Annotated in this window: 12 protein-coding genes, 1 tRNA gene and 6 pseudogenes; 13 read left to right on the top strand and 6 right to left on the bottom strand. The window is 68.6% G+C overall.

Translation table 11 applies throughout. The features are described 5' to 3' along the window. Nucleotides 1-8: 8 nt before the first annotated feature. The gene (locus QFZ82_RS00230; protein WP_307711324.1) at nt 9-926 is read left to right on the top strand and encodes a PfkB family carbohydrate kinase; all 918 of its coding nucleotides are present in this window, start codon (nt 9-11) and stop codon (nt 924-926) included. Nucleotides 927-1256: 330 nt separating this feature from the next. Here the strand turns inward: QFZ82_RS00230 and QFZ82_RS00235 are convergent. Next, a pseudogene (locus tag QFZ82_RS00235) lies at nt 1257-1715 on the bottom strand (transposase); the annotation flags it as partial. 51 nt (nt 1716-1766) lie between these two features. Here QFZ82_RS00235 and QFZ82_RS00240 point away from each other — a divergent pair. The 3 genes and pseudogenes from QFZ82_RS00240 to QFZ82_RS00250 all read left to right on the top strand — a co-directional run. Next, nucleotides 1767-2122: pseudogene (locus QFZ82_RS00240) on the top strand (ISAzo13 family transposase); the annotation flags it as partial. Between the two features lie 75 nt (nt 2123-2197). Further along, nucleotides 2198-3356: pseudogene (locus tag QFZ82_RS00245) on the top strand (IS3 family transposase). A gap of 204 nt (nt 3357-3560) precedes the next feature. Further along, on the top strand, nt 3561-3689 hold the full coding sequence (locus tag QFZ82_RS00250; RefSeq protein WP_307711233.1) for a hypothetical protein: 129 nt from the start codon (nt 3561-3563) through the stop codon (nt 3687-3689). Nucleotides 3690-4367: 678 nt separating this feature from the next. Here the strand turns inward: QFZ82_RS00250 and QFZ82_RS00255 are convergent. Continuing rightward, nucleotides 4368-4610: a hypothetical protein gene (locus QFZ82_RS00255; RefSeq protein ID WP_307711234.1), complete on the bottom strand. Its 243-nt coding sequence runs from the start codon at nt 4608-4610 to the stop codon at nt 4368-4370. 46 nt (nt 4611-4656) lie between these two features. Between QFZ82_RS00255 and QFZ82_RS00260 the strand changes: the two genes are divergently transcribed. Then, a complete protein-coding gene (locus tag QFZ82_RS00260) occupies nt 4657-6003 on the top strand; it encodes an endonuclease domain-containing protein (protein ID WP_307711235.1) in 1347 nt (448 codons plus the stop codon). A gap of 25 nt (nt 6004-6028) precedes the next feature. On the opposite strand, the gene QFZ82_RS39575 is transcribed toward QFZ82_RS00260, so the two are convergent. Both QFZ82_RS39575 and QFZ82_RS00265 read right to left on the bottom strand, forming a co-directional pair. Further along, nucleotides 6029-6520, bottom strand: a complete 492-nt coding sequence (locus QFZ82_RS39575; RefSeq protein ID WP_373429202.1) for a DUF6233 domain-containing protein — start codon at nt 6518-6520, stop codon at nt 6029-6031. A gap of 18 nt (nt 6521-6538) precedes the next feature. Continuing rightward, nucleotides 6539-7084, bottom strand: a complete 546-nt coding sequence (locus QFZ82_RS00265) for a hypothetical protein (RefSeq protein ID WP_307711236.1) — start codon at nt 7082-7084, stop codon at nt 6539-6541. A 204-nt stretch (nt 7085-7288) separates the two neighbouring features. Here QFZ82_RS00265 and ssb point away from each other — a divergent pair, with 204 nt between their 5' ends. Further along, nucleotides 7289-7774, top strand: a complete 486-nt coding sequence (gene ssb / locus QFZ82_RS00270) for a single-stranded DNA-binding protein (RefSeq protein ID WP_307711237.1) — start codon at nt 7289-7291, stop codon at nt 7772-7774. Continuing rightward, nucleotides 7774-8019 carry a hypothetical protein gene (locus QFZ82_RS00275; RefSeq protein ID WP_307711238.1) on the top strand — a complete coding sequence of 82 codons (246 nt, stop codon included), beginning with the start codon at nt 7774-7776 and terminating at the stop codon, nt 8017-8019. Before ssb ends, QFZ82_RS00275 begins: the two co-directional genes overlap by 1 nt. Nucleotides 8020-8051: 32 nt before the next feature. Here the strand turns inward: QFZ82_RS00275 and QFZ82_RS00280 are convergent. Then, nucleotides 8052-8135, bottom strand: a tRNA-Leu gene (locus QFZ82_RS00280). Nucleotides 8136-8318: 183 nt separating this feature from the next. On the opposite strand from QFZ82_RS00280, the gene QFZ82_RS00285 reads away from it, so the two are divergent. After that, entirely contained in the window at nt 8319-8843 is a 525-nt protein-coding gene (locus QFZ82_RS00285) for a hypothetical protein (RefSeq protein ID WP_307711239.1), read from the top strand. A 245-nt stretch (nt 8844-9088) separates the two neighbouring features. Then, nucleotides 9089-9331 (top strand): SUKH-4 family immunity protein, encoded by a 243-nt coding sequence (locus QFZ82_RS00290; RefSeq protein WP_307711240.1) that lies wholly within the window; start codon nt 9089-9091, stop codon nt 9329-9331. A gap of 26 nt (nt 9332-9357) precedes the next feature. Here QFZ82_RS00290 and QFZ82_RS00295 read toward each other — a convergent pair. Then, a pseudogene (locus tag QFZ82_RS00295) lies at nt 9358-9647 on the bottom strand (IS630 family transposase); the annotation flags it as partial. Between QFZ82_RS00295 and QFZ82_RS00300 the strand changes: the two are divergent. The 4 genes and pseudogenes from QFZ82_RS00300 to QFZ82_RS00320 form a co-directional block, all read left to right on the top strand. After that, nucleotides 9620-10144, top strand: a pseudogene (locus QFZ82_RS00300) (transcriptional regulator); the annotation flags it as partial. The pseudogenes QFZ82_RS00295 and QFZ82_RS00300 sit on opposite strands and share 28 nt — an antisense overlap. Nucleotides 10145-10157: 13 nt before the next feature. Further along, a pseudogene (locus QFZ82_RS00305) lies at nt 10158-10718 on the top strand (XRE family transcriptional regulator). 370 nt (nt 10719-11088) lie between these two features. Then, entirely contained in the window at nt 11089-11577 is a 489-nt protein-coding gene (locus tag QFZ82_RS00310; protein WP_307711241.1) for a hypothetical protein, read from the top strand. A gap of 680 nt (nt 11578-12257) precedes the next feature. Beyond that, nucleotides 12258-12638, top strand: a complete 381-nt coding sequence (locus QFZ82_RS00320; RefSeq protein ID WP_307711325.1) for a DUF6009 family protein — start codon at nt 12258-12260, stop codon at nt 12636-12638. Nucleotides 12639-13104 lie beyond the last annotated feature (466 nt).

A 13104-nucleotide genomic window follows, 5' to 3' on the forward strand; every position in this document is an offset into this window, starting at 1 on the left:
GAGCCGTGATGGAGATGGCAGGCCCCATTCTTGTCATGGGCGAAGCTCTGATCGACCTCGTACCGGCTACGGACGGTGCCTACCTGCCCATGCCTGGCGGCGCACCCGCCAACGTCGCGGCTGCGCTCGCCCGGCTCGGTGTCCCAAGCTCCTTCGCTGGCACCCTCGGCGGTGATGCGTTCGGCCGACTCAACGAAGACCGGCTCAGAGGCGCGGGGGTGGATCTCAGTCTCTGTGGGCTGTCCGCTCTCCCGAGCGCGTTCGCCGTCGCGGATCCTACGCCCGGCGGGAACCGCTACGATTTCCACCTCAGGGACACGGGCACCTTTCAGATCACCGGCCCCCCTGGCGGTCTGGAGCGATTCTCCGCGGTCTATGTCGGCGGGCTCGCCGCCGTTGTTCAGCCGGCCGCAGACGCGGTCCTGGAGACCGCAATGTCTGCGGCTAAGCGTTCGGTGCTCGTCGTGGACCCCAATGTCCGAATCGACCGCTGCATCGACCCGGCGGATGCCCTGACTCGGCTGCGAGCGCTGTGCGCGCTCGCTCACATCGTCAAGACCAGTGACGAGGACTCGGCCATGTTGTGGCCGGGCCTTCCTCCGGAGCAGGCCTGCCGAGAACTCGCAGACGAGGGGCGTCTCGTACTCCTGACCCGTGGTGCAGGCGGGAGCACCGCGTTTCTACCCCACCGGGGCGAAGTGTCGGTTCCATCGCTGACTGTCGGCGTCATCGACTCCATCGGAGCGAGGGACGCCTTCATGGCGGCCGTTCTTGCCCGGCTGTTCAGTGCTGGCGATCTGCACGACAGGAATCCGGGCGGTGCGCCTGTGGCCGAGGTCGTGGCTATGCTGGAGTTCGCGGCCCTGATCGGAGCTGCGGCATGCCAACAGGCCGGGGCGGACCTTCCTCCGGAACTTCCCCTATGACGGACCCATTTGCGTAAGTCGAGGCCGGGCAATGGGCGAAGCGCTTCACGTGATGGTGCACCTGCCGTGCAACGTATTCGCTCACGGACAGACCGCGACGCCGGCCAACTCGCGTCGGCCGCCTGCGGGGGCTCCCCTGAACAGGCGGTGTTTGCTCAGGATCTGTAAGTCCCCAGAGTGAGCGCTGGGCGGATGCCACGACCAATCGGGTCCGATTTGGGCAGGCCGGACGGGTGGGGCCAAGACTTGCCAGAGGAGGGAGCGAAAGAGACCGCCCTTCAGCGGGGCCGGGGTCTGTCAAACGACGCGGTGTAACTGGGGTAGTTGGGGTTACTGGCGGGCTGCCGACAGGCGGCCGTCGAAGGTGATGTCGAAAGCGTTCAGTGCGGTCTTCCAGCGCATGGTCCAGCGGGTCTGTCCCTTGCCAGTGGGATCGAGGGACATGATCGCCGTGTAGACGCGCTTCAGGGCGGCTTGCTCGTTGGGGAAGTGGCCGCGGGCCTTGACCGCCCGGCGAATGCGCGCGTTCACCGACTCGATCGCGTTCGTCGTGCAGACGATGCGGCGGATCTCGGTGTCGAACCGCAGGAAGGGGGTGAACTCCTCCCAGGCGTTCTCCCACAGCTTCACGATCGCTGGATACTTCCGGCCCCAGGCGTCGGCGAACTCGGCGAACCGGTCCAGGGCGGCCTCTTCGGCGGGGGCGGTGTAGACGGGCTTGAGGAGCTTGGAGATCTTGTCCCAGTCTTGCCGGGCGGCATAGCGGAAGGAATTCCGCAGCAGGTGAAGCCGTAAGGAAATCAAGGTGTCGCTTCCAGCGAAGGCTCTCGTTGGTCTGGTATGGCGATTTCGGAGGGGGATCTCGGGCAGCTTGCTGTCCGGTTCGAGGTACTGCTGCCTCACCTGGACGAACGGCGGCGGCGTTTGCTGATGGGATCCGAGGCGAGGCTGCTGGGACACGGGGGCGTTCGGGCCGTTGCACGGGTCGCGGGGGCCAGCGAGACCACGGTTCGCCGGGGTGTCTTCGAGCTGGAGACCGGCGAAGACGTGGTAGCCGCGGGGCGGATTCGGCGGCCTGGCGGCGGCCGCAAGCGAGCCGAGGGCTGGATCCGGAACTGGTGCCAGCGTTGATAGCACTGGTGGAGCCGGATGAGCGGGGCGATCCGACGTCTCCGCTGCGGTGGACGACGAAGTCCCTGTGAGCTGTACTGAGATTTGTGGAGTCCCTGATGCCAGGGTTACGGTCCTGGCGAAGGAGATCCACCAACACCATGCCTGCACCCCGTAAATACCCGGACGAGCTCCGCGAGCGCGCGGTCCGCGAGGTCCGTTCCACCGGCCGCCCGATCGCGCACGTTGCGAAGGACCTGGGCATCCATAAAGAGGCCCTGCGCGGCTGGGTCCGCCAGGCGGAGGCCGACCGTGGCGAGCGCGACGACCGGCTGACCACCGCCGAGCAGGACGAGCTCAGGCAACTCCGCAAAGAGGTGGCGGAGTTGAGGCGGGCGAACGACATCCTCAAGGCCGCGTCGGTGTTTTTTGCCCAGGAGATCGACCGTCCCCGGACGAGGCCGAGCAGGTGATCGACCATCTGCGTGACAAGGGTCTCGGGGTCGATCCCGTCTGCCGGGTGCTGGAGCTGTCGCCGTCGACGTACTTTGCCCGCAAGAAGCGGCCGAAGTCGGCCCGCCGGCTCCGCGATGAACAGCTCATGCCTGTGATCGAGTCGGTCCCGCCGAGTCGGACGGCACCTATGGAGCCCGCCGGATGACCCGTGCCCTCAAGCGCAAGGGGGTGGACGTCGCCCGCTGCACCGTCGAGCGCCTGATGGCCAAGCTGAACCTGGAGGGTGTCATTCGCGGACAGCGGCGCCGCACCACGATCTGCGAACCGTCGGCGCCGAGGCCGCCGGACCTGGTCGATCGGGACTTCACAGCCTCCCGCCCGGACGAGCTCTGGGTCGCCGACATGACTTATGTGAGGACGTGGTCGGGCTGGGCATACGTGGCGTTTGTCCTGGACGTGTACTCGCGGATGATCGTCGGCTGGCAGGTCGCGAACCACATGAGGACCGAACTGCCCCTGGACGCACTGGAGATGGGTCTGTGGAGACGCCGGATCAAGGCAGGCTCCGGCCTCATTCATCACAGCGACCGCGGATCTCAATACGTGTCAATTCGGTACACCGACCGGCTCGCTGACATCGGCGCCTCCGCGTCGGTCGGCTCCGTGGCCGACTCGTACGATAACGCGATGGCCGAGGCCCTGAACGGCACGTTCAAGGCCGAGCTGATCGAGATGCAAGGGCCGTGGCGGGACGTCGACCAGGTCGAACGGGCGATCTTCCAGTGGGTCACGTGGTACAACGAAGAACGCCTGCACTCCGCACTCGACTACGTACCGCCCGCCGAGTACGAACGCGACTTCTGACGACAACAGGAAGCCACCCCGCAGTCCGCCTGAAACAAGACCACCGGACTCTACGAAACTCGGGGCAGCTCAATCCCCGACAGATCGCCCATAAGGCCCCCTTTCGGAGTTCTGTGGGGGTATCGGATCATGCCCCACGCAGCCGTGCGTGACCAGACCTGGAGCGTCTTTCGCAGAGACGGGCGTTTGGAAGGATCAGGCTTCATGAAGCTTCTGGTGCTCGGGTGCACCCACGGCGGCGACACCTTCACCAGCCCGTCCGCAGACTTCGTTGTCGAGGCGCTGGCTGGCATCACTCGCCACGCCGTCGTGACCATCACGCGGGTCCGGTAGGTTCCCTGGCCGCCCACGGTTCAGGCAGTGCCGTGTCCGCTAGGAGCGTATTGAGTCGTGATCAATCGGTGGTTCGGGTGAGGTCCTTGAGCCACACGAACATGCCTGGCAAAACGCAGAGACCACTTGAGGGCGGATCAGCTCGAGTTCGACCGACTTCCGCCGCCGCGTAGCTCACTGCGGGCGTGTCACGAAATCGTGTAGTTCCTCGCTGAGCTCCACCGTTCAGGACGTCGTGGCTGTGGTCTTCTTGGGCTGGCAGGGGATGGTCTTCTTCTCGCTGTGCTGGGTCATCATGATCGTGCCCTTGTTTTCGGATCGCAGGCCCGGAAGCCTTGCCACATCGAGAGGCCACGCGGCCGGCGTTCATCCCGGCGGGGGCGCAAAGCAGTCCGGATCATCCCCGCAGCGGCGGGGAGCATGACGGCACCAGGGGAGCCATCAGGGCCATCCCCACGATGGCGGGGGACTCCGCTCAGGCGTAGGAGGGATGCGTGTCCAGTTGCTGACCTGAACCGCATCGACCCGCGCGTGGGCGGGGGAGCAAGGTGTCGTGAGACTTGCGTCGGACACATCCCCGCAGCGGCGGGGAGCAGTACGGCACTATGCCACAGCAGTCAGTGCCGGAGACCGGCTTCACCAGTCCTGCATGCTGCCGTGGCTTGGCAGGTCATCCGCTCAGATGTCGAGCGTGTACGTCGGAATCTCCTCGTGCGTCTTGGGCAGCCACTCCAGCAGCCGGTGCCACGCCTTCGCCGACTGGCCGCCCATCGGCCCTGCCGGACCAAGCAGCGTCTTCAGATCGGCCCAGGCCTCGGCGTCGTCCCGGTTGTTGATCAGCCGCACGATGTGCCGCGCGACGTCCAGACCATACGGCGCTGACTCCTCGGCCTCGTCCAGATCATCAGCGGGCACCGTCACGGCGATGAAGTCCTCGTCGGGGTGGCCGGGCCGTTAGCCTGGTGGTATGTCAGAGCGTGTCATCCCGGGTCGCAGGGGCGGCCTGATCACTCTGGGCGCCGCTGATGCTCTGTGGGCCAGCTTGACAGCCGGCGGCGCTGTGCCGACGGCTTCTGCGGCGTTGACCTGCTCTCCTGCCGATGCCCGGGCGGGGTACGTCCTGCTCGGCGGCCGTGTGGTGGCGACGGTGCAGGCCAGCGGCGGCCCTTGTGGTGTTTCGGAGATTGAGGTGCGCCGGGCGGCGGCGGAACTCAACGCGGTTGCGATGGATGATCAGGATCTGGTTCGTATCGGTCTGTTCCGTGGCGCGCCGCAGCTGGTGCGCAGCGGGAACACGCCGCTGCGGTGGCGTCAGCGGATCTCTCGGGAGCTGCTGGAGTCGGGCTACGCCGGGCGGCCAGCACGAGGTGAAGGCGGTCGGCCGTACCATCTGGCGGGGATCGACTGGCGGCGGATACTCGTGGAGCAAACCCGCGACCGGACGGTGCGGACATGGTGGCTGCCGCGCGCCGTGGTCAGGTTGCTGGACGCGGCTGAGCACGCCGAAACGCAGTGGCTGCAAGCCGGGCGGACCCGCGAGGAAAGCGCAGCCGTCACTGAGCCGTCCGCCCGCCACGGGCAGGCCCGAGCCGCCGGCGGTCGGCGGTCGGCGGACCCTCCCTGCCCGACCGTGCCACTGCGGCCCTACAACGGGGAACTGAAAGGCCACCTGTACTCGGCACTCAGCCGGAAACCGGGCATTTCCCGCAAGGTGGCCGGGTGGACGTGTGCCGTCTGCCGCACCGCGCCCGCAGCCGTGCTCGACCACTGCCACGAACACGGCTACGTCCGCGCCCCCGTCTGTCACTCCTGCAACACGCAGGAACGACCCGACCACCTGTACAGCAATGACATCCGCGTGGCCGACCACTACACACGCCTCTTTGACACCCACATCGGCGACTGGCTCTGTCACTGGCACCGCTGCCTCGGCTGCCGTGCCCGCACCACCCTGCCGCTGCCGCACCTCGCAGCCTGGACCGCCTACATAGCCTGCCGATCACTACGCCCGACCCACCCCCGGGGCTCCCGCGGCCGTAAACCCTGCGGCGTGCTGCGCGTGTCCTGGACGGGCAGCCACAAGACGCCCCGTTCTTGCTGGCTCACGGTCGCCGTCGACTTCTGCCCCTCCGGTGAGCACCGTATTCTGGCGCGCATCCCCTACCGTGAAGCCGCCGAGCGGTTCGGTACCTGGCTGACCGAGACCGCCCCTGCTGTGGCCGCCGCGGCCGGACCTGACCGCCTGGACGGCCTCCCCACCCGGTCCCGGCCGGTTATCGCGGACACCAGCAGTGAGGGCCTCGCGCTGTTCTGAGCAAACAGCGCGAGGCCCGACACCGTCAGGAGGCGGGCGGCGGTCCTGAGGCGAGGGATCGAGCGGCGTCGCATTCTGTGCAGGCTGCCGCGCGGGGCTGGCTGAGGGCGGCAAGTGCCTGTTCCTGGTTGAGGGTCTGGTCGCTGGGTGTGCAGCCGATGACGTGGAGGAGGGTGGCGCCTGGGTGCCCGGGGCGGTGGGGCAGGTACTGGAGCGTCCATGCCGGCCGACTTCTTTGTGACAGGCCGTCTGCCGGGAACGGGCGGTACGTGGGGACATCCCGGTAGGACACGCCGGGTACGGGGCGGGCCTGCGCAGGACTTACCCAGGCCCGGTGCTCGGCAGCCCGCGCATCGCCGTTCGCACGGTCCTGCCACAGCTGGATCCCGATCTGGTACCGCCAGCCGTCCTTCTCTTGCCGCCGGGCGTGGAGCCGTGCCCGGACTTCCTGGCCGTCCGGGAGCACGACGAAGATCGGCGGCGGCCCTGAAGCACCCGCTCCCTCTCCTTGATTCATGACGACCTCGCTGCCCCCTCATCCTTGGTGGTGTTCGCCCCGCCACGGCAGGATCGGCGGCAGGTCACTGAGTCCGCGGGCCGGTCGTTTCGGCATAGGCGACTCGCCGTCGTCGCCGTCCCAGCGCCGCGCGTACTGCTCCGGGAGGTTTCCCCAGCCCCAGTACGGGATGGGGCGGTCGGGGGTTTCGCCGAGTTCGTCGGCGGGGTCGATACGCCTGTCCGCGACCGTGCACAGGTGAGTCCAGTCGTCACCCATGTCGAAGACGTAGGCGAACTGTTCGCCGGCCTGCAGCCTGCTCAGCTTGGTCGCATGGCCGTCCACGGTGTCGTCCGGAGCTTCGCTATCCCACCATTCCAGGGGGCTGACCCCGGTGCCGTCAGACAAGGCAACCAGGTGCAGGTGAGCCAGATCCCAGCGGGCGAAGGCGAGATCGATGGCCGTAGCGAGCTGGACGAAGGAGTGCGAGCGCGCGACGGCGAAAATCCGGCCGGGGCGAGGCCACAGGTCCGCGCCGTGTCCGGAGACCAGCTCCACCCGGATGGACAGCCAGGTACGCGCCACGCTCACCACCCCCTCAAACATCACGTCCGCCGACGAGGACCGACACTACTGAGTGTGGCTGCCGGGTGGGGAATCGAGCCGACCGCCATACTGGGCCGGCCGTCACCGCGAGCGTCTTCGAACGTCGATGTCGACAGTCCGGGTGGTGGACGTTGTACTTCTGACGTCGGATGGCGCGGGGTGGTGTGTGAGAGGCTTCCAGTCATGCGAAATGAGCTTCCGCTGACGGTGATCGGGAATCTTGTGGATGATCCGGAGTTGCGGTTCACCTCGGCCGGGGTGGCGGTGGCCCGGTTCACGGTGGCGTCGACTCCCCGGACGTTCGACCGCGACACGGGTGCCTGGCGGGACGGGGAACCGACCTTCCTGGACTGCAGTTGCTGGCGGCAGTTGGCGGAGAACGTGGCCGGGTCGCTGTCGAAGGGGTCCCGAGTGGTGGTCGCGGGCCGGCTGCGTACCGACCGGTGGGAGAACCCGGAAGGGGAGAAGCGCTCGCGGATGGTGCTGGACGCGGACGATGTAGGAGCGTCCATGACGTTCGCGACGGTGGCCATCACCCGCACCGCTCGACCGGTCCCACCGCGGGAGACCGCCCCAGATGACCCGTGGGCCACGGCCAGTCCCGTCCGCCCGACCGCTCCTGTCGGCGGCGCGGACGCGGACATCCCGGCCGAGGAGCCTCCGTTCTGATGCCGTCTCCTTCTCCGCGTCCCGTACAGGACGGAAGGAATCTGGAGGCTGCCGCGGGGGCGGTCACGGCGGCCCAGCAGGCTTTGCAGGCGGCCCGTCGTGACCTGGCGGCGGCGATCCTCGCAGCCCGCCACAATGGCGAGTCCGTCCAGCGCATCGCCACGCGTACCGGCTTGGACGCCATGACGGTACGGAACATTCTGGCCGTGACTCCGGCACAAGCGCCGGACGGCCATCGGACCTGATCGCCTGTGGCAGAGCGACCGCAGGCGGGGTGTAGGAGTGGAGGGAGTCGAACCCTCACGCCCGTAAGGGCACCGGGACTTGAATCCGGCGCGTCTGCCAGTTCCGCCACACTCCCTGACGCTTTCACACCGGGCCCTGAGCTCGACCGGCCCCTGGCCCAGGTGGGTGGGGGCTGTGCGCTGCCCTCACTGCGGTGCACAGCCCCACCGTGCTGTGAAGCGAAGCATCAGCCTATACCTGGCCTTGGGGTTTATGGCAATACTGAGACGCAGCTCAGCCGCTGCATCCCTTCGCGCGCGTGTACGATTGGGCGGTCCAGAAAGTCCAAAAACCAGGACGCGGCCGGGCGGCGCGGCGGACCGTACGCCACAATCGGACGCGTGTCGGAGTTCCCCTCACTCACCCCCTCGACCGCCTCCTCAACGACCTGGTCGTCGGCGAGGCTCGGCGTCGTCAGCTCGGCATGGTCCGCGGGGAACTGGGCCGGGCCCTGGCCCGGGGCGCGCTGCCCACCACGGCGCGCGAAAGCCTGCGGCGGCTCCTCGATGAGGAGGCGCTCGCGCCGTACCAGCGGCTCGCCGAGTCCGGCGTGCTGCGGGCCAGGCGGGTAGACGGCGGCTACCCGCCGACGTCGGAGGCGACGAACGAAGCGCGGGCACAGTGCCTGGAGTTGCTGCGCGAGGCGTACAGTCTGCCCGCGCTGCAGCTCGGCGCCGGCGGGCGGGTGCCGCCTCAGCCCACTCCTGACTTCGGCGTGCTCGCGGCGCTGCGCCGTCAGCTCGACCAGGACCTCAGCGGTGCGATGTCGCCTGGGCGGAGGTAAACGAGCCCGGGCGGCCTCGGGTGGATACATCTGCTTCGAGGACGAGGCAGGCTTCACCCGACGGCCGCCCAGAGGACGCACCTGGGGCCGACGCGGAGTGACTCCGCAGGTGACGGTGAGCGGACGACGTTCGGGCCGGCTGTCCGTAGCCGGGCTCATCGCCATGCAGCCCGGCTCCCGGACACGGCTGTGCCACCGCCTGCGCACCCACCCCTCGGGCAAAGGCAAGCGTCGCAGCATGGGAGATGAACTCCAGCGTCAAGGCGTTTGTTGCCTTCAGCCGCGCTTATGAGGAGGCCGCTGCATACGAGGGGCCCGGTGACGGTCTGAGCGAAGACGAGACCGTGGACCTGGCCGAGCTGGCCGCCGACGCGCTCACTGAAGCGTTGCTGGAACGATTCGAGATGATTGACGCCGAGGCCGTTGCCGACGAGAACTCCTTCTGGCACGTCGGGGCTGAGGAACTGGGTTACGGCATGAGTGTGTGACCACGCAGAACATCGAGGCAGGCTGCTCAAGCTGCGATTACGAGGGGGCGTCCGCCCCAGCGGATGCCCTTTTCGCTGCGGACGCGGGCGCGTTCCTTGCGCTGGGCGGCGAGTACGTCGGGGCGTCGGGCGTGGGCGTTGCGCCAGCGCAGGTAGCGGTGCAAGGCCCGGGTCTGCGCGGGATGACTGCGGTGGTGGGAGTTGGCCAGGGTGAACTGCCGCAGCGGGCCGAAGTCCGCCTCGATCGGGTTGGCCAGGAGGCGTAGGTCGGGGTGAAGCACAGCTCGACCTTGTTCTTCTTCGCCCACCGGTGAACGCCCTGAAGGTCCGGCCTGGTACGCCGCGCCGACGGTCGCGTACGCCGTCGAGCTCGGTTACGACGTCGCCCCCGTCGAGGCCTGGGTGCGCCGCGAGAGCGGCCGGTTCCTGGACGGCTGGTACAAGCGGCTGCGCAACTGGCGGCCGGACATCCGCGCGACCGTCATCTCCCGGGCCTGGATCAACATGCACCGCAAGATGCTCAACCTGGCCGCGGCCACCGGCCGTTACCCGGTCGCGGTCCTCTCTGACTGCGCCGTGTACGCCGCCGACGGACCCAGCCCGCTGGACGTCCTGCCCTACGACACCGACGGCAAGACCGTGCCGGGCAGCTTCCGGCTGGGAGTGGCGCCGGGGATGGTCAAGCACGAGGGCACCCAGAGCGTGCTGTGGGGGGCGGACATGCTCGAGCAGCTCGGCGCCCCCGACAAGGTCGCCAGCCTCGCCCGTTACATCAAGACCGGCGAGGTCACCGCCAAGGACACCGGGGAATAGGGGGCGCGGGCCGATGGTCACGATCGCAGAGGAACTCGACAAGGCGGTGCAGGGCGCGTTCACACGTCCCGTCCCCAAGTCCGCCAGGCGCAGATGCGTTATCTGGTCCGACAGCACCAGCGCAGTACCAGGCGCGTGGCCGAGCTGCTCGACATCAGCCAGCGCACCGTCAAAAGGTACGTGAACAACCAGATCAAAAATCCCCGGCCGCAGCTCGCCGGCCGTCTGGAGCGCGAGATCCGCGCACGCTGGCAGCCACAGATCAGGGCCAGGGCGAAGCAGACCGCGAACACCACCGGCAGCATCGTGATCGATGTCCACGCCCGGTTCGGCTACACCGCCGCCCCCCGGCACCACCGACCAGGCCCGCGTACGTCACCTCACCCTCGCCCTGCCACCCCACCAGGTCGCCCGTCTCTTCCAGGCCCAAGAGGCCGGTGTCACCGAGGACGAGCTCCGCCAGGTCGCGGCCGAGGCCCTGGGCGAGGTCTACTTCCGCGACAACGGCCGCCGCGCCCACGGCCTCGAAGTGAAACTCACAGACCTGATCGACCTCGAGTTCGGGCTGAAGTAGCCGGTCAGGGCGCTGGACAGGAAGCAGGAAAGGGCGTCGGTGGCAGCAGGGGCGTTGCGGACCGTGCCGCTGGCCGGGGAGCTGACCGCGTCGCTGATCAACCGGATCGTGGACCGCTACGGTCTGGCAGCCGACGGCGTGCGGGCTGATGCAGAGGTCGTGCTCAACGAAGCCGGGCGGGGTGTGCTCGCCGAGTTGTGCGGGGTTGAGCCACAGGCGCTGGCGCGCGCTTTGCCGTCCTTCACCGTGGATGATCTCGAGATCAGCAGCGGCCGGGAGGCCGCCGTGGCGCAGGCGCGGTGGCGGTCGGCGGGCGGCGTTCGGGTGCCGTCTGTGCACCGCGCGGCGCACGGGCCAGGTGGGGCGGGCGGTGCGGTACGTGCCGCGCTGGGAGCGGGTGTGTGTCTGGCACGGGCGCTGGCTGCTGGACGCGGACGCCGACCAGCCGCTGGAGCACCTGGACGTGCGCGGTGTTCCCGAGGTGGTGGCCGCGCAGCGGCGGTGGCCGGGCGTGGCGCGGCGTGCGGTACGGGCCGGAGTTGAGCCGGAGCGGGCGTTTGCGCTGGCCCATGTGGTGGTGGCCCGCTGGTGGGAGCAGGCCCTGTACTGGGAGCAGGAGAAGGTCTGGCCGTGGCGTCTCCACCAGCTGGCGGGCGGCAGCGTCGGGGCGGATCTGGCGTGGTGGCGGATCGTGGGCCGGGACGCGGCGATCCTCCCGGAGGTGGTGGCCGTGGCACAGGCGATGCTGGACCCGGCCATGGCCGAGTTGGCCTGGCGCGCGAGCGGCGGCATGCGGCCGCGGCGCGGGGCGAGGACGACGTGTTCTGTCACCTCGCGGCCGACCATGGCAGCCCGCTGAGCGACTTCAGCGGGGTGATCATGCGCGCTCGGCGCGCGGCGGGCTCGCCCGCCACCGACATCCACCTCAGCGCCGAAGCCGCCCGCCGCCTGTCCGGCTTCACCCGCATCCCGCCTGGACCACCCGGCGCCGGACCTGCCCCGGACCATGATCTGCACCCGCCACCAGCAGGAGGGATGGGGCTGTCGGTACTCATCTGGACAGTAGCTGGAGCGTGCGCATGTGTGCGCACGTACCTGGAGCGTTTATGCGCCACGCGCGATCTCCCGCGCTCGAGTCCCAGTGAGTGCTGCCTCCGCCAGGGCCCGGACACCGGTGACCTGCGCGTAGAGCAGGGCCTGCTCTACGCCACCTACACCAGCTGGTGCAGCTCGGAGGGCATCCGGGCCGACACCGCCCGCGCCTTCGCCGGCCGCATCCGTCAGGAGGTCGGCCTCGCCTCCCCCGCGGAGATGCTGAAGTCCAGCGGCAAGAAGTACTACCCGAACCTCGCCCTGTCCCTGACGACATCGCCCGCCCCGACGCCCCGTCAGGCGGACGGCCATGAGCGAAGGCCTCCTGCCCAGGATCTGGACGCCGTCTTACTATGGGAGCGTCCCAGACCCCCGCGCCCAGCTGCCCGCAATGGGCGGCAAGACCCCCAACCCGCACCGCCACACCGCCGACAAGGAGCTGCGTCCATGAGCTCGCTGCTGCACGAAAGCCAGCTCGCACACGAAGCGAACGTGGTGTGGTTGGAAGACCTCGACGACCTCGACTACGTCCGCCAGGCGCTCGACAAGAGCGCCCGCCGCAGCGGGAAGCCCCGCTACGCCCGCGACGGACGCATGGTCGGCTACGCCGAACTCGATAAGGACGCCGAGGCCAATCCCGACAGCGGCCTCTTCCAGCGCCGCACCTTCTTCCTGCTCCCGCACGACCGGCCGAACGAGCCCGAGGGCCTCTACAAGGAGGGAGCCCCAGGAGAGGCGGTCGACCCCCGAACCATCAGACCGCGCCAGGGGGGAGAAAAGACGCCCCGCTCCCAAGGGAAGCGCACAAGCGAGATAGTGCCCTCCTGAGATCTGGGGGCCCATAAGCTACCCGCGACTCAGGCAGTCTCTGGACCTGCCCGCAAGCGGGAGCGTACGGCCGCGTCGATCTTCTGCATCCTCAAAGCCGTTTCCTGACAGCAAGTGTGTGCAGGTGGGGAGTGGCGCCGTGCGGCGGGAACGGGCGACTGGCTCCCGCGGCCTTGAGCCGTGCGGCGAAGTGCCGGGCGCCCTTCTGCAGCCGACCGGCGCACCGGCAACGGTCATCGGAACATCAACGGCGTTGGAATGGCTACCGCACTCCGGCAGAGATCTACGCTGACCTCCCGAACAGCGGTGATGCGCTGACCGCTTGAGCTCGCCATCGTTTCTCGACACCAGGGTTGTTGCAAGCCGGATCGTCCGGCAAGGAGCGTTCGGCGCATCAGGGGGCCTTGATCCAAGGCTGGGTAGTTAACGGATTCGCGCTGGTGGCAAGCGAGTTGGCGGGTGTTCC

Source organism: Streptomyces sp. V4I23 (genome assembly GCF_030817975.1).
GTDB lineage: Bacteria > Actinomycetota > Actinomycetes > Streptomycetales > Streptomycetaceae > Streptomyces.

Bases quoted from the DNA above. Each gene is read 5' to 3' on its own strand.
- QFZ82_RS00230 (WP_307711324.1), top strand. From the start codon at position 9: ATGGAGATGGCAGGCCCCATTCTTGTCATGGGCGAAGCTCTGATCGAC.
- QFZ82_RS00250 (WP_307711233.1), top strand. From the start codon at position 3,561: ATGAAGCTTCTGGTGCTCGGGTGCACCCACGGCGGCGACACCTTCACC.
- QFZ82_RS00260 (WP_307711235.1), top strand. From the start codon at position 4,657: ATGTCAGAGCGTGTCATCCCGGGTCGCAGGGGCGGCCTGATCACTCTG.
- QFZ82_RS39575 (WP_373429202.1), bottom strand. From the start codon at position 6,520: ATGAATCAAGGAGAGGGAGCGGGTGCTTCAGGGCCGCCGCCGATCTTC.
- ssb (WP_307711237.1), top strand. From the start codon at position 7,289: ATGCGAAATGAGCTTCCGCTGACGGTGATCGGGAATCTTGTGGATGAT.
- QFZ82_RS00275 (WP_307711238.1), top strand. From the start codon at position 7,774: ATGCCGTCTCCTTCTCCGCGTCCCGTACAGGACGGAAGGAATCTGGAG.
- QFZ82_RS00290 (WP_307711240.1), top strand. From the start codon at position 9,089: ATGAACTCCAGCGTCAAGGCGTTTGTTGCCTTCAGCCGCGCTTATGAG.
- QFZ82_RS00320 (WP_307711325.1), top strand. From the start codon at position 12,258: ATGAGCTCGCTGCTGCACGAAAGCCAGCTCGCACACGAAGCGAACGTG.